The sequence below is a fragment of the Dyella solisilvae genome (assembly GCF_003351225.1).
GTDB lineage: Bacteria > Pseudomonadota > Gammaproteobacteria > Xanthomonadales > Rhodanobacteraceae > Dyella > Dyella solisilvae.
The window spans coordinates 952,708-973,538 of the sequence record NZ_QQSY01000001.1; the positions used below are offsets into that span (position 1 = coordinate 952,708).

At 66.1% G+C, this 20,831-nt stretch carries 16 protein-coding genes; 3 read left to right on the plus strand and 13 right to left on the minus strand.

The annotated features are described in order from the left end of the window. Window positions 1-132: 132 nt before the first annotated feature. From nadD to DVT68_RS04275, 8 genes are all read right to left on the minus strand, one after another. On the minus strand, window positions 133-768 hold the full coding sequence (gene nadD, locus DVT68_RS04240) for a nicotinate-nucleotide adenylyltransferase (protein WP_114823772.1): 636 nt from the start codon (window positions 766-768) through the stop codon (window positions 133-135). Continuing rightward, on the minus strand, window positions 768-1,778 hold the full coding sequence (gene holA / locus DVT68_RS04245; RefSeq protein WP_114823773.1) for a DNA polymerase III subunit delta: 1,011 nt from the start codon (window positions 1,776-1,778) through the stop codon (window positions 768-770). The genes nadD and holA overlap by 1 nt, the downstream gene beginning before the upstream one ends. 11 nt (window positions 1,779-1,789) lie before the next feature. Continuing rightward, window positions 1,790-2,359, minus strand: coding sequence for an LPS-assembly lipoprotein LptE (locus DVT68_RS04250; protein ID WP_114823774.1), 570 nt, complete (start codon window positions 2,357-2,359; stop codon window positions 1,790-1,792). 5 nt (window positions 2,360-2,364) lie between these two features. Next, complete coding sequence (gene leuS, locus DVT68_RS04255) at window positions 2,365-5,121, minus strand: leucine--tRNA ligase (protein WP_114823775.1); 2,757 nt, start codon at window positions 5,119-5,121, stop codon at window positions 2,365-2,367. A 195-nt stretch (window positions 5,122-5,316) separates the two neighbouring features. Further along, the gene (locus DVT68_RS04260) at window positions 5,317-5,931 is read right to left on the minus strand and encodes a PqiC family protein (protein ID WP_114823776.1); all 615 of its coding nucleotides are present in this window, start codon (window positions 5,929-5,931) and stop codon (window positions 5,317-5,319) included. Beyond that, window positions 5,928-7,610 carry a PqiB family protein gene (locus tag DVT68_RS04265; RefSeq protein ID WP_114823777.1) on the minus strand — a complete coding sequence of 561 codons (1,683 nt, stop codon included), beginning with the start codon at window positions 7,608-7,610 and terminating at the stop codon, window positions 5,928-5,930. Before DVT68_RS04265 ends, DVT68_RS04260 begins: the two co-directional genes overlap by 4 nt. Further along, window positions 7,603-8,226, minus strand: a complete 624-nt coding sequence (locus tag DVT68_RS04270; protein ID WP_114823778.1) for a paraquat-inducible protein A — start codon at window positions 8,224-8,226, stop codon at window positions 7,603-7,605. The genes DVT68_RS04265 and DVT68_RS04270 overlap by 8 nt, the downstream gene beginning before the upstream one ends. Beyond that, window positions 8,223-8,864: a paraquat-inducible protein A gene (locus tag DVT68_RS04275; RefSeq protein WP_114823779.1), complete on the minus strand. Its 642-nt coding sequence runs from the start codon at window positions 8,862-8,864 to the stop codon at window positions 8,223-8,225. The genes DVT68_RS04270 and DVT68_RS04275 overlap by 4 nt, the downstream gene beginning before the upstream one ends. A 147-nt stretch (window positions 8,865-9,011) precedes the next feature. On the opposite strand from DVT68_RS04275, the gene trxA reads away from it, so the two are divergent. Continuing rightward, on the plus strand, window positions 9,012-9,875 hold the full coding sequence (gene trxA / locus DVT68_RS04285; protein ID WP_114823780.1) for a thioredoxin: 864 nt from the start codon (window positions 9,012-9,014) through the stop codon (window positions 9,873-9,875). A gap of 56 nt (window positions 9,876-9,931) precedes the next feature. On the opposite strand, the gene DVT68_RS04290 is transcribed toward trxA, so the two are convergent. The 5 genes from DVT68_RS04290 to acnD all read right to left on the minus strand — a co-directional run bounded on the left by DVT68_RS04290 (window position 9,932) and on the right by acnD (window position 18,870). Further along, entirely contained in the window at window positions 9,932-11,935 is a 2,004-nt protein-coding gene (locus tag DVT68_RS04290; RefSeq protein ID WP_233523334.1) for a S9 family peptidase, read from the minus strand. A 288-nt stretch (window positions 11,936-12,223) separates the two neighbouring features. After that, window positions 12,224-14,218, minus strand: coding sequence for an alpha/beta hydrolase family protein (locus DVT68_RS04295; RefSeq protein WP_114823782.1), 1,995 nt, complete (start codon window positions 14,216-14,218; stop codon window positions 12,224-12,226). 384 nt (window positions 14,219-14,602) lie between these two features. Continuing rightward, a complete protein-coding gene (gene prpF, locus DVT68_RS04300) occupies window positions 14,603-15,793 on the minus strand; it encodes a 2-methylaconitate cis-trans isomerase PrpF (protein ID WP_114823783.1) in 1,191 nt (396 codons plus the stop codon). Continuing rightward, on the minus strand, window positions 15,783-16,196 hold the full coding sequence (locus DVT68_RS04305; protein ID WP_114823784.1) for an endonuclease domain-containing protein: 414 nt from the start codon (window positions 16,194-16,196) through the stop codon (window positions 15,783-15,785). The genes prpF and DVT68_RS04305 overlap by 11 nt, the downstream gene beginning before the upstream one ends. Window positions 16,197-16,275: 79 nt before the next feature. Beyond that, entirely contained in the window at window positions 16,276-18,870 is a 2,595-nt protein-coding gene (gene acnD, locus DVT68_RS04310; protein WP_114823785.1) for a Fe/S-dependent 2-methylisocitrate dehydratase AcnD, read from the minus strand. Window positions 18,871-19,527: 657 nt separating this feature from the next. On the opposite strand from acnD, the gene DVT68_RS04315 reads away from it, so the two are divergent. Both DVT68_RS04315 and DVT68_RS04320 read left to right on the plus strand, forming a co-directional pair. Further along, window positions 19,528-20,016, plus strand: coding sequence for a DUF4442 domain-containing protein (locus tag DVT68_RS04315; protein WP_114823786.1), 489 nt, complete (start codon window positions 19,528-19,530; stop codon window positions 20,014-20,016). 114 nt (window positions 20,017-20,130) lie between these two features. Next, window positions 20,131-20,805, plus strand: a complete 675-nt coding sequence (locus tag DVT68_RS04320) for a DUF502 domain-containing protein (protein WP_114823787.1) — start codon at window positions 20,131-20,133, stop codon at window positions 20,803-20,805. Window positions 20,806-20,831: the final 26 nt, after the last annotated feature.

The following is a 20,831-nucleotide window of genomic DNA, read 5'->3' on the forward strand; positions in this document are numbered from 1 at the left end:
GATGACGGGAGTCCAGTGGCTCATCTTTCCTGTGCGAGCAAAGACACTGGATCCCAGCACTTGCCCCCTTTTTGGGGTTCGCCGGGATGACGGGCAAGGACGTCGCTTCGCGAGGACACCGCCAGGGAATTTTCAGGCGTTGCGGTAAGGAGCAAGCACGGCAGGGTCGTCGAACAATCCGCACGGCAACAGATAGCGCGGGTCGCGCCCTTCGGCGAGCAGTTCGCGGATGCGCGTCGCGGAGATTTCCAGCGGCGTCACCGACAGTTCGATCACCTTGCCCGCCGGCAGGCTTCGCAGCGTGGCGGCGTCGTCCACGCGACGCGCGGCGATCTCGGCAAGCAACGCAGCAGGCAGCTCCGCTTCCACGCCCGGGCGGCTCAACACGCCGATATGCGCGACCTCGAACAGCGCTTGCCAGCGATGCCAGCTTGGCAATCCGGCGAAAGCGTCGGCGCCGATCAGCAGCACCAAAGGCCGGTCGCCCTGTTCGGCGCGCAGCTCGCTGAGCGTATCGATGGTGTAGGACGGCCCGCTGCGTTCCAGCTCGCGCGTATCCACGGCGAGGCGGCCCTGTTTCTGCAGCGCTGCGCGCAGCATGGCCACGCGTTGAGCGGCATTCGCCGTGGGCGCGGGACGATGCGGCGGCACGCTGGCTGGCATCAGGCGCACGTCCGCGTCCAGCAGCTCCGACGCCTCCCAGGCCACGCTGAGGTGGCCCAGATGCACCGGGTCGAAGGTCCCGCCGAAGATGGCGAGCGGACGCATCACGACAAGGCCTGTGCGGCGCGAGGCTCGGCGATCGCCGCAATCAGGCGCTCGGCCTCCAGCCACGGATCTCCCTGCTCGCGGCCCTTCGCCATGCGGTCAATGCGAGCGGCGCGCGCCAGGCACTGCAACCAGTGCTCGCGCGGAGCACGACGCAGTGCCTTGCGGAAAAGTTGTTCGCGCGCCGGCCACAGTCGCTCGGCGCGGGCCTGCGCGGCGAAGTCACGCGCATTGGCCAGACGCAGCGCCAGCTGCAACTGGTTGACCAGCCAGCCCATCAGCGCAATGAGTTCATCGCCTTCGGCGTGCAGCCCGTGCAGGATGCGCAGCGCGCGGCCGCCTTCGCCGGCGAAAGCCGCGTCGGTGAGCTTGAAGGCATCGTAGCGCGCGCTGTCGGCGACCAGATTCTCCATTTCCTGGGCGTCGATCTTGCCCTGACCATGCAGCACGACCAGCTTGTCGATCTCCTGCGCGGCGGCGAGCAGGTTGCCTTCCACGCGCTCGGCCAGCAGGGCGGCGGCATCCGGCGTGGCGGACAGGCCGCGTGACGCCAGGCGCGCGCCGATCCATGCCGCCCATTCGTTGGGACGCGGCGCATTGAAGACCACCAACGCGCCGGCGGCATCGAGGTTCCTGGTCCACGCGCCTTCGTGCTTGCTGCTCCACTCGGTGGCGGTGATCAGCAGGGTCACGTCCGGCGGCGGGTTGGCGCAGAATTCGTTGATTGCCTTGGCGCCCTCTGTGCCGGGACGGCCGGTCGGCAGGCGCAGATCCAGCAGGCGTCGCGTGGCGAACAGGGACATGCCCGCGGCGGCGCGCGCCAGGTCGTCCCAGTCGAAATGGTTGCCGACGTCCAGCACTTCGCGCTCGGCATAACCGAGTTTGCGCGCCTGGGCGCGCAGCGCGTCGGCTGCCTCCAGCACCAGCAGCTCTTCGCCCGCCAGCAGGTAGACCGGCCGCAGCTGGTCCGCGGCCAGCGCCTTCTGCCATTGGGCGGGATTGAGCGGCATGTGGCGACTCGTCAGTGCGTGGTGGACGCCGGCGCGGGGGCCGATGGCCCCTCCTGCGCGGCGGCCTCGGCCGCGGTCTTTGCCGGATGGCGGCCAGCGGCCTGCAGGCGCAGCATGATCGCCGTGATCATTTCATCGTTGAGCGCGGCGTGGATCGCGTCGACCTGCGCCGTGGTGCCGATGGTGTTGGTCGCGTCGTAGCTGAATTCCTTCTGCAGGTCGATGCGCTGGTGCGGCACGATGGGCGCGCCCGTCCCATCACGCACTTCGAACTGCACCTGGTAGCGCACGGTGTATTCCGTCACCTGCGCCTGGCCACTGACCGACAGCGTATCGGTGCTGAAGTAGGCAGCCGGCACGGTCATCTCGGCGACGTCATGGCCCGTGTGGTCCACCACCGTCACGCCCGCAGTCTCCAGCGCGCGGGTCAGGCGACGTTGCAAATCGAGGTTGTTGGCCACGGTCAGGTGCACCTGCTGCATGCCTGGCGGAAGGGCAACGTTCTGGCGCAGATGGAACCCGCACGCTGCGAGGATGAGGGTGGACATCAACAGCAGCGAAGCTTGGAACACTCGGCTCATGGATTTCATCCTGCGACGATGTTGACGATCTTGCCTGGCACCACGATGACCTTGCGGATGGTCAGGCCTTCCAGGAAAGCGATCACCTGGGGATGGGCCCGCGCCAGCGCCTCGGCTTCTTCCTTGGACGCATTGGCGGCCACCTCGATGGTACCGCGCAGCTTGCCGTTGACCTGAACGGCCAGGGTAAGCGAATCGCGCACCAGCGCACTGCTGTCGACCTGCGGCCACGGCTGGTCTTCCAGCACCGCTTCCGCGTGGCCCAGCACCTGCCACAGCGTGTGGCTGACGTGCGGCACCACCGGGTTGAGCAGCAGCACCATCGCCTCCAGCGCCTCATGGCGCACGGCGCGGCCCTGCTCGCTCATGTCGTTGAACTTGTTGAGCGCGTTGAGCAGCTCCATCAGCGCGGCGATGGCCGTGTTGAACGAGTGGCGACGGCCCAGGTCGTCGCTGACCTTCTGGATGCACTCGTGCACCTGGCGGCGCAGCGTCTTCTGGCCGGCGTCGAGCGCGGCTGGATCAACCACCGGATGGTCCGGCTGCGAGGCATGGGTGGTGACCTCGCGCCAGAAGCGGCGCAGGAAGCGCGCCATGCCTTCCACGCCGGCCTCGCTCCACTCGAGCGACTGCTCCGGAGGCGCGGCGAACATGGAGAACAGGCGCACCGTGTCGGCGCCGTACTTGTCCACCATCGCCTGCGGATCGATGCCGTTGTTCTTGGACTTGGACATCTTCTCGGTGCCGCCGATCTTCACCGGCTCACCGTCCTTCTTCGAGCGCGCGCCGATGACGCGCGCCTTCTCGTCGCGATCGATCTCCACGTCGGCCGGATTGATCCAGTCCTTCGAGCCGTCGGCGTTATCGCGATAGAACGTCTCGGCGATCACCATGCCCTGGCACAGCAGGTTGGTGGCCGGTTCGTCCGCCTTCACCAAGCCCGCGTCGCGCATCAGCTTGTGATAGAAGCGGAAGTACAGCAGGTGCAGGATGGCGTGCTCGATGCCGCCGATGTACTGATCCACCGGCAGCCAGTAGTTGGCGCGTTCGTCGACCTGATCGTTGGCGCCGGGGCTGGTGTAGCGGGCGTAGTACCAGCTCGACTCCATGAAGGTGTCGAACGTGTCGGTCTCGCGCTCGGCCGCACCGCCGCATTGCGGGCAGGTGGTCTTGCGCCACGCCGGATCGGCCTTGATCGGCGACTGCACGCCGGAGAAAGCGACGTCCTCGGGCAGCACCACCGGCAGCTGGTCTTCCGGCACCGGCACCGCGTCGCAGGTCGGGCAGTAGATCACCGGGATCGGACAGCCCCAGTAGCGCTGGCGGCTCACGCCCCAGTCGCGCAGGCGCCAGTTCACGCGGCGCACGCCGGTGCCCTCGCGCTCGAAGCGCGCGGCCATGGCTTCGAACGCCTGGTTGTAATCCATGCCGTCGAAGTCGCCGGAGTTCACCAGGTAGCCGCGCTCGGTGAAGGCGCTGTCTTCCTGGATGCTCTTCTCGAACGATTCGATCAGCTGCACCGCGGCGGGGATGTCGTAAACATCGACACTGCCGACGCCGAGCGCAGCGCGCAGCGGGTCGGAACCCACGCCCTTGGACAGGTCATGATGGATCTCCGCCACTGCATCCAGCACGGCGCGATCGACCACCACCATCTTGATCGGCAGGCTGTACTTCTGGGCGAATTCCCAGTCGCGCTGGTCATGACCCGGCACGGCCATCACAGCGCCGGTGCCATAACCCCACAGCACGAAGTTGGCCACGAACACCGGGATCTTCTCACCGGTGAGCGGATGGATGGCTTCGACGCCGGTGTCCATGCCGCGCTTTTCCTGCGTCTCCAGCTCGGCTTCGGACACGCCGCCGTGCTTGAGCTCTTCCAGGAACGCCGCCAATTTCGGGTTGTCCTGCGCGGCCTTGATCGCCAGCGGATGCTCACCCGCGATGGAGATGAAGGTGGCGCCCATCAGCGTGTCGGGGCGCGTGGTGAAGACGGTGAGCGGCTCGCCCTCGCCATCCACCTCGAAGTGGATCTCCAAACCCTCGGAGCGACCGATCCAGTTGCGCTGCATGGTCTTGACCGCATCCGGCCAGCCCGGCAGCGTGTCCAGGCAGTCCAGCAGTTCCTGCGCGTAGTCGGTGATCTTCAGGAACCACTGCGGGATCTCGCGCTTTTCCACCAGCGCGCCGGAGCGCCAGCCGCGGCCGTCGACCACCTGCTCGTTGGCCAGCACGGTCTGGTCCACCGGGTCCCAGTTCACCACCGCATTCTTGCGGTAGGCCATGCCCTTCTTCATCAACCGCGTGAACATCAGCTGTTCCCAGCGGTAGTACTCCGGGCGGCAGGTGGCGAACTCGCGGGTCCAGTCATAGGCGAAGCCCATGCGCTGCAGCTGGCTGCGCATATGCTCGATGTTCTGGTAGGTCCACTTCGCCGGCGCGGTGTTGTTCTTGATCGCGGCGTTTTCGGCCGGCAGGCCGAACGCGTCCCAGCCCATCGGCTGCAGCACGTTCTTGCCCTGCATGCGCTGATAGCGGCTGATCACGTCGCCGATGGTGTAGTTGCGCACGTGGCCCATGTGCAGCGCGCCTGAGGGGTACGGCAGCATGGAGAGGCAGTAGAACTTGGGTCGCGAGGCGTCTTCCTTCACCTCGTAGGCGCGATGGTCGCGCCAGTACGCCTGCGCGGCGGTCTCCACCGCCTGCGGCTGGTAGCCCTGTTCGTTGGCCTCGTGGGAACCCTGATCCTGAATGTCCTGCATGTGTCCGGCGCCGTGATGTTTTTGTCAGTCGGCAATGACTGATGATGAACGCGGCAGACTAGCAGAATTGGCGTCAAACCGCCCTTCGACGCCGTTTTTACAGATGCGCGCCCGGTGCGCGAAGCGCCTGCAAAATGGCGTCGCCGCCCGGCCGCAGCGGCGCACGGGACGCGACCCTGTGACGGGGCCGCCAGCTCATCCGGCGGGGCAACTGGCCGCCTGCCCCGCCGCCAGCGCCCCGGCCACGGCGCCGATCTGGCCGGCCAGGCGGGCGATGGCCTGCTGGTGGCCTTGCACCAGGGCGTCGTAGCCCTCGCCCACGGTCTCGCTGATGCGGCTGGTGCAGGCCAGCGGCTCCCCGCCGCTAAGCGGGCGCACGCTCCATGCGGCGTCGAGATAGGCGTAGCTGCCGGGCACTGAGTCGAAGCGGCGCACGTCGAGCTTGATGCGCACCGTGGACTTGCCTTGCGCCGGCAGGCCGCTGACGTCCTGCGCGTGGAAGTCACGGGTCAGGTTGGCGGACAGCGCGCCGCGCAGTTCGTCTGCCAGCGGCGCGATCCAGCGCTGACCCTGCAGCATGGTCACGTCGGTCCCACCCTGGCGCACCACCAGCTGCGGCTGGTCCACCTGGGCGGGCACGCCCACCGGCAGCAGCTCGAACTGGAATGGCCGGGTCGTCGGGGCGGCCACCGCCCCTCCGCCAGCTGGCGGCACCAGGGTGTAGTAGCGCACCGGAGGAACCGAACTGCATGCTGCCGCGGCCAGCGCCAGCAGGGCCACGCCCAGGTTCAGGGTTCGGGCACGAATCATGGCTTGCTTCCTTGTGTCGACGCGGCGGGCGGCGGCGTGGCCTGGGGCGCGGCGGCCGGCGCGTCGTCCGCGCGGCGACCGCGCAGCAGCGCATCCGGATGGTCGCCCAGATAGTCGGTCAGCACGCGCAGCGAACGCGCCGCGCGCTGCAGCTCCTGCAGGCTGCCCCCGAGGTTTTGCTGCAACGGCGAGTCCGGCGCCAGCGCGCTGTTGGCGTTGCCCAGGGTCTGCTGGGCGCCCTTCAGGGTGGTCCGCACCTCCGGCAACACGCCGGTGTTCACCTGCTGCAGCGTGTGATGGAGCTCGGCCAGCGACTGGTCGAGGTTCTTGCCGATGCTGTCGAACGGCACCTTGTCCAGCTTGGCGACGATGTCAGCAACCTGCTGCTGGATCTTGTCGAAGTCGCCCGGCGCGGTGGGAATCTCCAGCGGTTTGGCGGTGCCGTCGAAGGCCACCTTGGGCGCCTTGGGCAGGAAGTCCATGGCGATGTAGAGCTGCCCGGTGAGCAGGTTGCCGCTGCGGGCCTGTGCGCGCAGGCCATGCTCGACCAGGCGCGACATCATCTGCGACATCTGTTCATCGTCCCCGCGCGCCTTGGCGGCCGCCACCAGCTTCTCGTGCGCCTTGCCCAGGCGCGCCGGGTAGACCACGGCGCCGACCACGGTGGGGAAGGTCTGGGTCTTCTCGTCGTAATCGAGGTTCACCGACACCACGCGCCCGAACGACACGCCGAGGAACTCGACCGGCGCATCCACCCGGAGCCCGCGCAGGGACTGGTCGAAGCGCATGCGGATGTAGCGCGGCTCCCCATCAGGCGGCGCCATCGCCGTGGCCCGGTCGTTGAACAACGTGAAGGAGTCGTTTTCCTGGGCCGGCGTCGCGTCGTGCGGACCGGCAGGATCCTGGAAGGCCACGCCGCCGGCCAGCACCGTGGCCAGCGACTCGGTGTTCACCTTCAACCCGTCAGCCCCCAGGGACACGTCCACGCCGCTGGCATTCCAGAACCGCGACGACGTGGTGACGAACTGGTCGTTCGGCGCATCGATGAAGATTTGGAAGGTGACGCCGCGCCCGTCCTTGTCCAGGTGGTAGGTGGACACGCGCCCGACCTGGATGCGGCGGAAATAGACCGGCGAGCCGATGTCGAGCGAACCCAGGTCGTCCGCATGCAGGCTGAAGGTCCTGCCCGGGGCGCCATGGGTGACCGTCGGCGGCAGCTCCAGCCCCACGAACTCGGTCTTGGTCTCGTGCGACTCGCCCACGTCCGCGCCGATGAAGGCGCCGGAGAGCAGCGTGTCGATGCCCGACACGCCCCCCAAGCCGATGCGCGGACGCACCACCCAGAAGCGCGTACCGGCCGTGGCGAAGCCCTGGGCGCTCTTTTCCAGCGCCACCTTGGCGATCACGTGGCTGCGGTCCTCGCTGAGGCGCAGGGTGGTGACGCGGCCGATCACCACGCTCTTGTACTTCACCGGCGTCTTGCCGGGATCCAGCCCTTCGGCGGTCTGGAAGCTGATGTTGATGGTGGGGCCTGCCTCGACCCAGGCATGGATGACCAGCGACAGGCCGACCAGGGCGGCGATGATCGGCACCAGCCACACCAGCGAGGCGTTGATGCGCGGACGCCTCACGACCGGCTCGGGCAGATCCTCGGGGAGGGGCTTGTTGTTGTCAGTCATCGAAATCCCTGCCATCCCAGATCAGTCGGGGGTCAAACGTCATCGAGGCCAACATGGTAATGACCACCGTCAGCCCAAAGAACACCACGCCAGGCAGCGGCTCCACCTGGCTGAAGAAGCCGAACTGCACCAGCGCCGTCAGCAGCGCCACCACGAACACGTCGAGCATGGACCAGTAACCGATGAACTCGACCAGCCGATACAGCTTGGCGCGCTGCCGCCTGGCCCATCCGCTGCCCCGCTGCGAACTGATCAGCAGCAGGCCCAGCGCGAAGAACTTGAGCACCGGCACCACGATGCTGGCGGTGAACACGATGACCGCCAGGTCGGGTGAACCCTTGACCCACAACTCGATCACGCCGCTCAGGATGGTGTTGTCGTCCACATCGCCGACGCTGACGGTGCGCATGATCGGCAGCACATTGGCCGGGATATAGAAGAAAAACGCCGCGATCAACAGGGCCCAGCAACGCGTGTAGCTGGCCGCCTTGCGATTGTGCAGGGCCGAACCGCAGCGTGGGCAGCCCACGTCGTGGCCGGGCACGTCGCGACAGACCATGCCGCACACGTGGCAGCCGATCAGGCCGAGGTCGCCGGCTCGTGGCAAGCCGCTCACGCGCGCCGCTCCTCGGTCAGGTCCCACAGCTCGCGCACGTCGATGCTTGCGAAAGCGGTGATGATGAGCATCAGCACACCGTAGGCGAAGATGCCGGCATTAGGGACCACGTCGAAGTACATGTGCGCCTTGACGATGGCCACCAGGGTGCCCAACACGAACACCTCGCTCATCGTCCATGGCCCGATCCGATGCAAGGTCACCATGGCCAGGCGAAAGCCGGGCGCCCGCTCGCCCTTGCGGGCGTACAGCAGCACCCAGCCCAACAGCCCCATCTTGAAGATCGGAATGAAGAACAGCGTCATGGCCGCGATCACCGACACCACTTGCGCATGCTCATTCCACATCATCACGATGCAGCCCCAAAGCGTGGTGCTGATCAGATGGCCGTTGAGGCCGAGCGTGACGATGGGCCAGATGTTGCCCTGAATGAAGGCGATCATCGCCGTCAGCACCAGCGCCAGCATGCCCCGCACGCCCACGCGGTGGTGGCGCGCCAAGATGGCGTCGCAGCGCGCGCAGCGCGCCACCTCGCCACACGCCAGCACGCGTCGGCGAAATACCGTGTCGCAATGCTCGCAGATCCACAGGGTGGGCGGAGCGATGCCGTGTTGGACGCCTTGCACTGGCATGGTCATGGGGTGATTTTCGCAAATATCGCTGACAAGCGCTGATAGGACCTTGGACACCCCCCTGGCTGGACCACGGAAAGGCATCGGCGCCCTTGCCCTTGATATGCTGCGCAATGCCCTGATCTGAGGGCGATTCGCCAATCGGAGTTCCCTGTGAGCGCCACCACCGCCGATACGCATGTCTTCGACGTGCGCGAGGACAATTTCGAAGCCGAGGTGCTGCAGGCCTCGCTGACCACGCCGATCCTGGTCGACTTCTGGGCGACCTGGTGCGGCCCCTGCAAGACGCTGGGCCCGATGCTGGAAAAGCTTGCCGGCGAGTTCAACGGCGCGTTCCGGCTGGCCAAGGTCGACGTGGACAAGTCCCAGCAGCTGGCCGGCATGTTCGGTATTCGCAGCATCCCCACCGTAATGCTGGTAAAGGACGGCCAAATCGTCGACGGCTTCGCCGGCGCCTTGCCGGAAGGTCAGCTTCGCGAATTCCTCACCCGCCACGTGCAGCCGCTGGACGGCGCCGCGGCCGAGGTGGCCGAGGCCTCGCCGGAGTCTCCGGAGGAGGCCATCAACCGCATCCAGCAGGCGATGGCCGCCGAGCCGGAAAAGACGGAACTCAAGCTCGACCTGGCCTTGGCCCTGATGCGCGCGGGCCACGCCGACGCCGCCGAGGCGGAGCTGACTTCCCTGCCCGCCAACCTGGCTACCGATGCCAGGGCCGTGCGCCTGCGCAGCCAGCTTGACCTGGCGCGCGCGCTCAAGGGCGCCCCCACGCTGCCGGAGCTGCAGCAGCGCGTGCAGGCCGACGCCTCTGATTGGGCAGCCCGCGACCTGCTGGGCGTGCGCCTGTTGCTGGAAGACGATGCGCAGGCGGGACTGGATCAGTTCCTCGCCATCCTCGAGAAAGCCCGCGACTGGAACGACGGCCAGGCCAAGAAGCGCCTGCTGGCCGCCTTCGCCACCCTCGACGATGCCGAGCTGGTGGGTCGCTACCGTCGCCGGATGGCGTCGTTGCTGTTTTGAGAGACAAGGCGGGAGGTCGCAGCCTCCCGCCTTTCCTCGCGCTTGCTAGGCTTCGCTCAAGGCGCCCCGCCCGCCTGCTCGCCACTGCCGATGTAGCGATCCAGGAAGCCGGTCACCTGCTGGAACAGCTCGGCGGTGTTCTTCTCGTCGTAGAAGCCATGGGCTTCGTCAGGCTTGTAGAGCCACTCATGCGCGATGCCGCGCTGGTTGAGTGCGGCATGCAGGCTCTCGCCGTGAATCGGCGGCACGCGCTTGTCCTGGCCGCCGACGATCAGCATCACGCCGGCCTTGAGCTGGTCGAGCTGGTTGATCGGCGAGTGTGCCGCCAGCTCCGCCGGGTCGGCGCCCAGGCTCTGGCGTAGATAGGCCTTGCCCGACACGCGATCGGAGATGTCGCCATCGGTATACATCCTGGCCAGGTCGTAGACGCCCACGTAGCCGATCGCGCAACGGTACAGGTCAGGCTCCTTGACCGCTCCCTCGAGCGCCGCATAGCCACCGTAACTGCCGCCGAAGATGCAGATGCGCCGCGGATCGGCGATGCCCTGCGCGATCGCCCAGCGCGTGGCGTCGGTCACGTCGTCCTGCATCGCCCCGCCCCACTGGCGGTAGCCGGCGTGCGCAAAGGCGTCGCCGTAGCCTGCCGAACCGCGGAAGTTCACTTGCAGCACGGCGTAGCCGTGAGTGGCCATCATCTGCACATAGGGATCGTACTTCCAGTTGTCGCGGACAAAGAACGGCCCGCCGTGGACGTACACCACCATCGGCATGTGCTTGCCCTGCTCCTTGCCTGGAGGCGTGCTGAGGTACCCGTGCAAGAGCAATCCATCGCGCGCCTTGAACTGGACCGGCTGCATGGCCGCCATCTGGTCGGGATTGATCCAGCCGGCACGCTTCAGTAGAGGCGTGGCCTTGCCGGTACTCATGTCCAGCAGATAGAAGCTGCCGGGATCCATGTCCGAGGAAGCCAGCATGACGGCCTTTTTGCCGTCATCCGTACTGGAGACGACACGCACGCTTTCGCCCGGCAGCGCGCGCGACATAAGGCCAATGGCCTTGATGGCATCCGCATCTGGCACGATGGCCTGGACGGTCGGGGTCCCCGGCATCGAATAGACGCCCACCACGTCCTGGCCATCCAGGCTGTGCACCAGGGCCTCGGGTTCGACATCGCCCGACCACACCGGCGCTTGCATGGCCTTGGTCGCCACGTCCCAGGTGCACAGTCCCGCCACTTTCCCCGGCGCGGCGCAACTCATGTAGACACGGCTGTCGTCGCGACCGAACGCCAACGGCGTGGAAACGCTGTGCTCCTCTGTGCCCTGGAATATCAGCTCCCAGGGCTGGCCATCGCCCGCTCGGTAATACACCTGCTGGAAGAAGTGGTTGTCCAGGCCAAAGGCAAAGCGCACCACGCCATGGTGATCGGCCACGAAGCTGGCATTGAGCAACGGGGCCGTAGCCACGCGATGCTTGGTGCCATCGCGCACGTCCATCACGTAAACCTCGGTGTAGGCACCGTCGGCGCCACCGCTCCATGGATTGACGCCGATCAGCACATGGTTCTCATCGCCCTTGAGGGGATCGATCAACCAGGCACTGGCGCGCTCGGGCTCACGATGTTGTGTGCGGGTCGCACCATAGCTGGCGCCGGCACGATAACCAAACAGCAGCTCGGGATCGCTGCCATCTGCATTCACCGCGAAGATTTCGCCGGTGGAAAACGGACGATCGAAACCGCTGACCTTGGCGCCTTCGGTATACAGCACGCGATGGTCGTTGACCCACCAGAAATCAACCACCTGGTTGCCTTCGCGCGGCTTGACCATGGTTCCCTTGGGCTTCGTGGGATCGATCAGTGCCTCGGTGTTGATCATGGCCAGCAGCGGCTTGCCGTCGACCACCGTGGTAGCGGCAAGGAAATGCCCGTCACCAGAGATCTTCACCTTGTCGTACTGCGTGTGACGCGCCAGATCGGTCAGCGAGACCTCGGCCGCTCCGGCCATCGACGCAAAAAGGCAAAGCACGCACGTGACCGCGCGTCGAAATGTTCTTTCCATCAAAGCCCCCTGTAGCGTGCAGCCGCCCCTCGTGGCCGCACTGCAGGGCGAGTATAGGTGCGAATTCCTGCGCTGATGAAAGTACTTGATGGAACCGCGGGAACCCCTGTCACACGAAACCGCACGACCGGCCGCGAGCGGAAGGGCTGCAGAAAGCATCTGGTGGACACCCATATTAGGCATGGACCATGCCGGCCCGGCAGGCCGCTGTCGCCGCCGAATGGCGAGACTACTGTTCTGAACCGTCGGTCCGGCATCACCGCAAGCGTGATGCCGGACCGACGCAATTTACGGCGATCCCGCCGCCATTGAGCTGCTGGTTCCGATATTGCGATCGAGGAACCCGACGACACGTTCATACAACTCCGCCGTATTCTTCTCGTCGTAGAAGCCGTGACCCTCGTTGGACTTGTACAGCCACTCGTGCGGCACACCGCGTCGATTGAGCGCCATGTGCAGGCTCATGCCCTGCGCCGGGGGCACACGCGTGTCCTGGCCGCCCACGACCAGCATGACGTTTGCCTTGAGCTTGTCGAGTTGATTGACCGGCGAGTGTTCCGCCAGCACGTTCGAGTCGGTACCCAGCGTGGTCTGCAGGAACGCCTTGCCGGCCAAACGACCTGGAACGTCGCCATCGGTATAGAGCATGGGCAGGTCGTACACGCCAACGTAGCCGATTGCACAGCGATACAGGTCCGGCTCCTTGACCGCGCCCTCCAGCGCCGCGTAGCCACCGTAGCTGCCACCGAAGATGCACACGTGGCCCGCCGACGTGTACCCCTGCTCGATCGCCCAGCGCGTGGCGTCCGTCACGTCATCCTGCATCGCTCCGCCCCACTGGCGATAACCCGAAGCCTCGAATTCTTCGCCGTAACCACCGGAGCCCCGGAAGTTCACCTGCAGCACCGCATAGCCACGCGTGGCCAGCAGCTGGACATAAGAGTCGTATTCCCAGTGGTCGCGCACGCCGAACGGACCGCCATGCACGTACACCACCATCGGTAGATGCTTGGCCTGCTCGCGACCCGGCGGCATGCTGAGATAGCCGTGAATCTCTGCCCCGTCGCGTGCCTTGAACTTGACGGGCTCCATGGCGGCCATGTTGGCAGGCCGGATCCAGTCAGCGCGCTGGAGCAGCGCAGCAGCCTTGCCCGTCTCCACGTCCAGCAGATAGTAGGTACCCGGGTCCATGTCGGAGGAGGCCAGAGCCACGGCCTTCTTGCCGTCTGCGGTGCTCGACACGATGCGCACGCTTTCGCCCGGCAACGCCTTGGAGAGCAGGATGATCGCCCTCATGGCGTCAGCACCTGGCGTGATCGCCTCTGCCGTCGGTCGGCCCGGCATGGAATACACGCCCACCACGTCCTCGCGATCCAGGCTGTAGATCAGCCCGCCAGCAGTGACCTCGTCGCTGCTCCAGACCGGAGCCTGCAGGGTCTGGCTGGAGACCTGCCAGGGGCAGAGGGCGCCAACCTTACCCGCGGCGGCGCAGTTCATGTAGACCACGCTTTCATCGCGATTGAACGCGCGCGGATAGGGCACGCCCTTGTCCAGCGTTCCCTGGAACAGCAAGCGCCACGGCTTGCCATCACCCTCCCGGTAGAACACCTGCGGGTAGTCGTGGCTGTCCACGCCCATCGCAAATCGAACCGTGCCGTGGTGGTCGGCAAGAAAGCGGGCGTTGCGGACCGGCGCGGTCGTCTGCTGGTACTTGTTGCCGTTGCGCACGTCCATCGTGAAGACTTGGGTGAAGGAACCCTCAGCGCCGCCTTCCCACGGATTCACGCCGATCAGCACGTGATTTTCGTCGCCCTTGATGGTGTCGATCAATTCGCCGGTGCCGCGCTCGGACTCACGATGCTGTATGTGCGTCGCCGAACGCTCGCCACTGCCCGCCCGATAACCGAACAGCAGATCGGCGCCGGTGCCATCGGCGTTGACGCCGAATATTTCGCCGGTCAGGAATGGCCGGTCGAAACCGGACACCTTCGTGCCCTCGATGTAGACCAGGCGATGGTCGTTGACCCACCAGAAATCGGCGACCTGGTTGCCTTCGCGCGGCGTCACCATGGCGCCCTTCTGCGTCTTGAGGTCGATCAGCGCCAACAGTGGCTTGCCATTGATGACCGTCCTGGCCGCAAGGTGCTGGCCGTCGTCGGAAATCTTGACCTCGTCGTACTGCACGTGGCGCGCCAGATCGGCGATCGACACCGTGCCGGACCAGGCCACGCTCGCAAACAGACATAGCGCGCAGCCGGTTGCGCGCCTCAAAAGGTTCTTCATGCCCTCTCCCCTGTAGCGCGGCACGACCCTCGCGTTGCCGTCGCGCGCAAAGTATAGGCATAGATTCTTGCGCCCATGAACACGCGCGCCCGGGTACAGATGTCCGGAAGGCCAGCCATCCATATGCAAGGCTAGACTCCGCCTGTTTCTGCTAACCCGCCCCGGTCGCTCATTGCGCGAGCACCTCGGCTTCCCGTCGTTTGATGACCTTCTGGCCGCTGTCGCCGCCAGACTTCGTACCTGCGCCACAGTCGCTGGATGGCGCTGTCGGCCCTCCCAGGGCTTCGCTAAACGGTGACGGCATGAGGTCCCACCCAGACCCATGAGCCTGCCGCCCACGGGTGAGCGGCCCCACGCGCCCGTTCGCCCGTGGGCCGACTTATTTCAGAACGAGCCGCCCGGAACGCGCACCCAGCCTTCCATCAGGACGCGGGCGCTGCGGCTCATGATGGCCTTGGTGACGGACCAGGCGCCGTCGACCAGTTGCGCCTCGGCGCCGACGCGAAGCGTGCCCGACGGGTGGCCGAAGCGCACGGCCTGGCGTTCGCCGCCACCGGCCGCGAGATTCACCAGCGTGCCCGGGATCGCAGCCGCAGTGCCGATGGCCACTGCCGCAGTGCCCATCATGGCGTGGTGCAGCTTGCCCATCGACATTGCGCGCACGAGCAGGTCGACATCGCCCGCCGCGACCGGCTTGCCGCTGGACGCAACATAGTCGGCCGGCTTGGCGACAAAAGCGACCTTGGGCGTGTGCTGGCGCGTGGCGATCTCGTCGAGCGACTTGATCAGGCCCATGCGCAAGGCGCCGTGCGCACGAATCGTCTCGAACATCGCCAGCGCCTTGGCGTCGCCATTGATCGCCTCCTGCAGCTCCGTGCCGGTGTAGCCGATCGCCGAGGCCTCGACGAAGATGGTCGGGATGCCGGCATTGATCATGGTCGCCTTGAGCGTGCCGACGCCCGGTACCTCCAGGTCATCGACGAGATGCCCGGTCGGGAACATCGCGCCGCCGGCGCCCTCCTCTTCCGCCGCCGGATCCAGGAACTCCAGCTGCACTTCGGCTGCCGGGAAGGTCACGCCATCCAGCTCGAAATCGCCGGTCTCCTGCACTTCGCCGTTGGTCATCGGCACATGCGCAATGATGGTCTTGCCGATGTTGGCCTGCCAGATGCGCACGGTGGCCATGCCGTCGTGCGGCACGCGCGCCGGATCGACCAGGCCGCCGGCAATGGCGAACGGGCCGACCGCCGCCGAGAGGTTGCCGCAGTTGCCGCTCCAGTCGACGAAGGCCTTGTCGATCGCCACCTGTCCGAACAGGTAGTCCACGTCATGGTCCGGACGGCTGCTCTTGGACACGATCACCGTCTTGCTGGTGCTCGAAGTCGCGCCACCCATGCCGTCGATCTGCTTGCCATACGGATCGGGACTGCCGATCACACGCTGCAGCAGCGCATCGCGCGCGGCGCCGGGCGCCTGCGCGGACTCGGGTAGATCCTGCAGGCGGAAGAACACGCCCTTGCTGGTGCCGCCGCGGAGGTAGGTGGCGGGGATGCGGATCTGGGGTTTAGCGCTCATGGGAATCCCGTATCGATGAAGTTTCGCTATCTCCCCTCTCCCCGTGTGGAAGAGGGGTCGGGGGAGAGGGGGCGCCTTTGGCGAGTTCTCTCAGGACTGCCTCAAGCACCGCATCAGTGTTCTGCAAGATTTCATTGTTCCAGAAACGAAGCACCGTGATTCCCTGACTTCGCAACCAGGCATCGCGCACCGCATCGTTACCGCTAGCGTTGTGCTGACCACCATCGGCCTCGATGATCAAACGCGCACCGAAGTGGACGAAATCGACGATATACGGACCAATGGGCTGCTGCCGGCGAAACTTCTGGTCGTATAGGCGATGTGCGCGGAGGCGGAGCCATAGCAGGCGCTCTGCTTCCGTCATGTCTTTGCGTAAAGCTTTGGCGAAATGGCGCTGATCCATGCCCCCTCTCCCCAACCCCTCTCTCCCACGGGGACTAGCTTCGCGTCGCCGCGAGGGGAGAGGGGCTCAAAGCAGGCGATCACGCCGCCTGCGAAGCCTCGATGAAGTCCTGCGCAAAGCGCTGCAGCACGCCGCCCGCCTCGTAGATCGATACTTCCTCGGCGGTATCCAGGCGACAGGTCACCGGCACTTCGACGCGATCACCGTTCTTGCGATGGATGACCAGCGTGAGATCCGCACGCGGCGTACGCGCGCCGACCACGTCGAACGTCTCGGTGCCGTCGATGCCCAGCGTCTTGCGGTTCGTGCCGGACTTGAACTCCAGCGGCAGCACGCCCATGCCGATCAGGTTGGTGCGATGGATGCGTTCGAAGCCTTCTGCCGCAATCGCCTCCACGCCCGCCAGGCGCACGCCCTTCGCGGCCCAGTCACGCGACGAGCCCTGGCCGTAGTCGGCGCCTGCGATGACGATCAACGGCTGCTTGCGATCCATGTAGGTCTCGATGGCTTCCCACATGCGCATGACCTTGCCCTCCGGCTCCACGCGCGCCAGCGAGCCCTTCTTCACGGCGCCGTCGACCACCGCCATTTCGTTGATGAGCGTGGGATTGGCGAAGGTGGCGCGCTGCGCGGTGAGGTGGTCGCCGCGGTGGGTCGCGTACGAATTGAAGTCTTCTTCCGGCAGGCCCATCTTGGCGAGGTATTCGCCCGCCGCGCTGTCGAGCAGGATCGCGTTCGACGGCGACAGGTGGTCGGTGGTGATGTTGTCGCCGAGCACGGCCAGCGGGCGCATGCCCTTGAGGGTGCGCTCGCCCGCAAGTGCGCCTTCCCAGTACGGCGGACGGCGGATATAGGTGCTCTGTGGGCGCCAGTCGTACAGCGGCGCGGCGCTCGTGCCGGTGTGACCGGTGCGCGCGAACATCGGCTCGTAAACCTTGCGGAACTGCTCGGGCTTCACACTGGAAGAGACGATCGCATCGATCTCCTCGTCGCTGGGCCAGATGTCCTTGAGCGTCACCGGCTGGCCGCTGGCGTCGACGCCCAGCACGTCCTTCTCGATATCGAAGCGAATCGTGCCGGCGATGGCATAGGCAACTACCAGCGGCGGCGAAGCCAGGAAGGCCTGCTTGGCGTACGGATGGATGCGACCGTCGAAGTTGCGGTTGCCCGACAGCACAGCGGTGGCATACAGGTCGCGTTCGATGATCTCCTGCTGGATCGCCGGATCGAGCGCGCCGGACATGCCGTTGCAGGTGGTGCAGGCGAACGCGACGATGCCGAAGCCGAGCTTCTCCAGATCCGGCAGCAGATTCGCTTCTTCCAGGTACAACTGCACCGCCTTGGAGCCGGGCGCGAGCGAGCTCTTCACCCACGGCTTGCGCGTGAGGCCGCGTGCATTGGCGTTGCGCGCCAGCAGGGCCGCCGCAATCACGTTGCGCGGATTGCTGGTGTTGGTGCAGCTGGTGATGGCGGCGATGATCACCGCGCCATCGGGCATCTGGCCCGGCTGCTCCGTCCATTCGCCGGCAATGCCGCGCGCGGCGAGATCGGACGTCGGCAGACGCTTGTGCGGGTTGGACGGGCCAGCCATGTTGCGCACCACGGACGAAAGATCGAACGTCAGCGTGCGCTCGTACTGTGCAGCATCAAGGGTGTCGGCCCACAGCCCGGCGGCCTTGGCGTAGGTCTCCACCAGCTTGACTTGCTCGTCGCTGCGGCCGGTCAGGCGCAGGTAGTCGGTGGTCTGGCCATCGATGAAGAACATCGCGGCGGTGGCGCCGTATTCGGGCGCCATGTTGGAGATGGTCGCGCGGTCGCCCAGCGTCAGGCTGGCCGCGCCTTCGCCGCGGAACTCCAGGTACGCGCCGACCACCTTCTCCTTGCGCAGAAACTCGGTGAGCGCGAGCACGATGTCGGTGGCGGTGATGCCAGGCTGGCGCTTGCCGGTGAGCTCCACGCCAATGATGTCGGGCAGGCGCATCCACGACGCGCGGCCGAGCATCACATTCTCTGCTTCAAGGCCGCCCACGCCGATGGCGATGACGCCGAGCGCATCCACGTGCGGCGTGTGGCTGTCGGTGCCCACGCAGGTATCCGGGTAGGCGACGCCGTCCTGCACCTGGATCACCGGCGACATCTTCTCCAGGTTGATCTGGTGCATGATGCCGTTGCCCGGCGGGATCACGTCGACGTTCTCGAACGCCTTCTTGGTCCAGTTGATGAAGTGGAAACGGTCTTCGTTGCGGCGATCCTCGATGGCGCGGTTCTTCGCGAACGCATTCGGATCAAAACCGCCGCACTCCACCGCCAGCGAGTGGTCGACGATCAGCTGCACCGGCACCACCGGATTCACCTTGGCCGGGTCACCGCCACGCTCCGCGATCGCGTCGCGCAGGCCGGCGAGGTCCACCAGCGCCGTCTGGCCGAGGATGTCATGGCATACCACGCGCGCGGGGAACCACGGGAAATCGCGCTCGCGCTTGCGCTCGATGATCTGCTTCAGCGACTCGGTGAGGATCGCCGGATCACAGCGGCGCACCAGGTTCTCGGCGAGCACGCGCGAGGTGTACGGCAGCGCGTCATAGGCGCCCGGCTGGATCGCATCCACGGCGGCGCGCGCGTCGAAATAGTCCAGCGACGTGCCGGGAAGGGATTGGCGGTAGGCGTTATTCATGATGTGGAGAACCCTAGCTGTGACGTTCGGCGGACCGCAGGTCGACACGCGGCGCGCGCCCGCCGGCTGCGCTTGCCGTTGCTCGATCGGTGTGTGCCGCTCGCCTCGTGGACCGATGCCGCGCACGCCCGGGCGGATGGAAATGCCGCCCGCAGGACCCCCGACCAGCAGGGCGATCCCCGTGCATCGGCGATGAAGGCGAAAATTTCACCCATGACGAAGACACGACGGACAACTCGCACCTTCAATCGCAAATTGTAACGCACTCACCTATACCCGACCCAACCGAGGCGAGCCTTCTCACGGCTCGACCACACGACTTTGGTCGCGCGATCTCAGGCGCCACGAGCGATCCGCATGGATGTACCCGCGCGGTTTGGACCTGGGCAGCGCCCGCCGCGTCATCGCCGCAGCGACGTCTCGACGGCAGGTGATCTGGTGTGGAGCGACTCCCGTTTTGCTCACGCCACCGATCCCATCGCTTCGCCCCGGCCCGATCCCCAACGCGCCCCTGTGGCTCGGATGCAGGCGTCGTGCCGGGTGGAACGATATCGCGGAGGACAGTTATCGCCCCCCTCTCATCGGGTGGTCCATGGCGTAACATACGCATCCGTATGTTTGAGGTATCTTAGCGCCCCCTCCCCAAATCCACCCGATATGCGAGCTTCAACCTTCCGCCGCCTGATGAATCTGTGGCCACCCTTCCTGTTCAACAGCATTCACGTGCAATACGTGTCCGAGGACTGGTCCGAACTGCGCGTCGCGCTGCGCCTGCGGCTGTGGAACCGCAACTACGTGAAGACCCAATTCGGCGGCAACCTGTTCGCCATGACCGACCCGTTCTGGATGCTGCTGGCCATGCACCAGCTCGGCAATGACTACTTTGTATGGGACAAGGCCGGCGCCATCGATTTCGTCGCGCCGGGGCGCGAGGACGTCTTCGCCCATTTCAAGCTCGAGCCCGCCGTCGTCACCGAACTGCGTGCCGCCGCGGCCGGCGGCGACAAGGTGCTGCGCTGGTTCGATGTGGATGTCACCACCGCCAGCGGTGAAGTGGTGGCGCACGTGCGCAAGCAGCTGTATGTGCGGCTCAAGCCGAAGGCCCGCACCGAAGCCCCGCGCCGAAGCGAACCGGCCAGGGTCTGAACTTACACGGGCGCGGAGTGCGCCTGTCGATGCAGTAGCGCCTCCTCGCGGGAGACGTCGGCCGGCCCGCCGTCTCCCCTACAATGCCGCGTCTCCGTTCCCCGGCATTGCCCCATGAAGCGCCTCCGCATCAAACGCTATCTCCTCACCGGCCTGCTCACGATCATCCCGCTGTGGGTGACCCTGGTGGTGTTCAAGTTTGTGCTTGGCATGCTCGCAGGTATCGGCGCGCCGCTGGTGTCGGCGCTGTTGGACTCGCTGTCCAAGGCATCGCCGCATGCCGAAGAAGCGCGCAAGAGCGCGGTGATCCTGTTCGTGCTGGCCCTGCTGCTCACACTGGCGGTGCTGTACGTGGTCGGCTGGCTGGCCAACCGCATGATCGGCAAGCGCCTGATCGACGGCTTCGACGCGCTGCTGGCGCGCATACCTCTGGTGCAGACCATCTATGGCGGCACCAAGAAGCTCATGGCGGTGCTGCAGCAGAAGCCTTCCGGCGTGCAGCGCGTGGTGCTGATCGACTTCCCGCGCAAGGGCATGAAGGTCGTGGGCTTCGTCACCCGTGTGATGACCGAGGAAGGCACCGGGCGCGAGATGGCCGCCGTCTACATTCCCACCACGCCCAATCCCACCGGCGGCTACCTCGAGGTGGTTCCGCTGGACGAGCTCACGCCCACCGACTGGACCATGGACCAGGCCATGGCTTTCATCATTTCCGGCGGCGCGGTCGCCCCTGATACCTTGCCGGCATCACCCGCCGCCCTGCGCGGGACCCAACAGGACGCTGAATAAAGGCGCCGCAATACGACGATTAACCT

What these genes read in the sequence shown, in the direction of transcription:
- nadD (WP_114823772.1), bottom strand. Translation starts at nt 768, where the DNA reads ATGCGTCCGCTCGCCATCTTCGGCGGGACCTTCGACCCGGTGCATCTG.
- holA (WP_114823773.1), bottom strand. Translation starts at nt 1,778, where the DNA reads ATGCCGCTCAATCCCGCCCAATGGCAGAAGGCGCTGGCCGCGGACCAG.
- DVT68_RS04250 (WP_114823774.1), bottom strand. Translation starts at nt 2,359, where the DNA reads ATGAGCCGAGTGTTCCAAGCTTCGCTGCTGTTGATGTCCACCCTCATC.
- leuS (WP_114823775.1), bottom strand. Translation starts at nt 5,121, where the DNA reads ATGCAGGACATTCAGGATCAGGGTTCCCACGAGGCCAACGAACAGGGC.
- DVT68_RS04260 (WP_114823776.1), bottom strand. Translation starts at nt 5,931, where the DNA reads ATGATTCGTGCCCGAACCCTGAACCTGGGCGTGGCCCTGCTGGCGCTG.
- DVT68_RS04265 (WP_114823777.1), bottom strand. Translation starts at nt 7,610, where the DNA reads ATGACTGACAACAACAAGCCCCTCCCCGAGGATCTGCCCGAGCCGGTC.
- DVT68_RS04275 (WP_114823779.1), bottom strand. Translation starts at nt 8,864, where the DNA reads ATGACCATGCCAGTGCAAGGCGTCCAACACGGCATCGCTCCGCCCACC.
- DVT68_RS04290 (WP_233523334.1), bottom strand. Translation starts at nt 11,935, where the DNA reads ATGGAAAGAACATTTCGACGCGCGGTCACGTGCGTGCTTTGCCTTTTT.
- DVT68_RS04295 (WP_114823782.1), bottom strand. Translation starts at nt 14,218, where the DNA reads ATGAAGAACCTTTTGAGGCGCGCAACCGGCTGCGCGCTATGTCTGTTT.
- prpF (WP_114823783.1), bottom strand. Translation starts at nt 15,793, where the DNA reads ATGAGCGCTAAACCCCAGATCCGCATCCCCGCCACCTACCTCCGCGGC.
- DVT68_RS04305 (WP_114823784.1), bottom strand. Translation starts at nt 16,196, where the DNA reads ATGGATCAGCGCCATTTCGCCAAAGCTTTACGCAAAGACATGACGGAA.
- acnD (WP_114823785.1), bottom strand. Translation starts at nt 18,870, where the DNA reads ATGAATAACGCCTACCGCCAATCCCTTCCCGGCACGTCGCTGGACTAT.
- DVT68_RS04315 (WP_114823786.1), top strand. Translation starts at nt 19,528, where the DNA reads ATGCGAGCTTCAACCTTCCGCCGCCTGATGAATCTGTGGCCACCCTTC.
- DVT68_RS04320 (WP_114823787.1), top strand. Translation starts at nt 20,131, where the DNA reads ATGAAGCGCCTCCGCATCAAACGCTATCTCCTCACCGGCCTGCTCACG.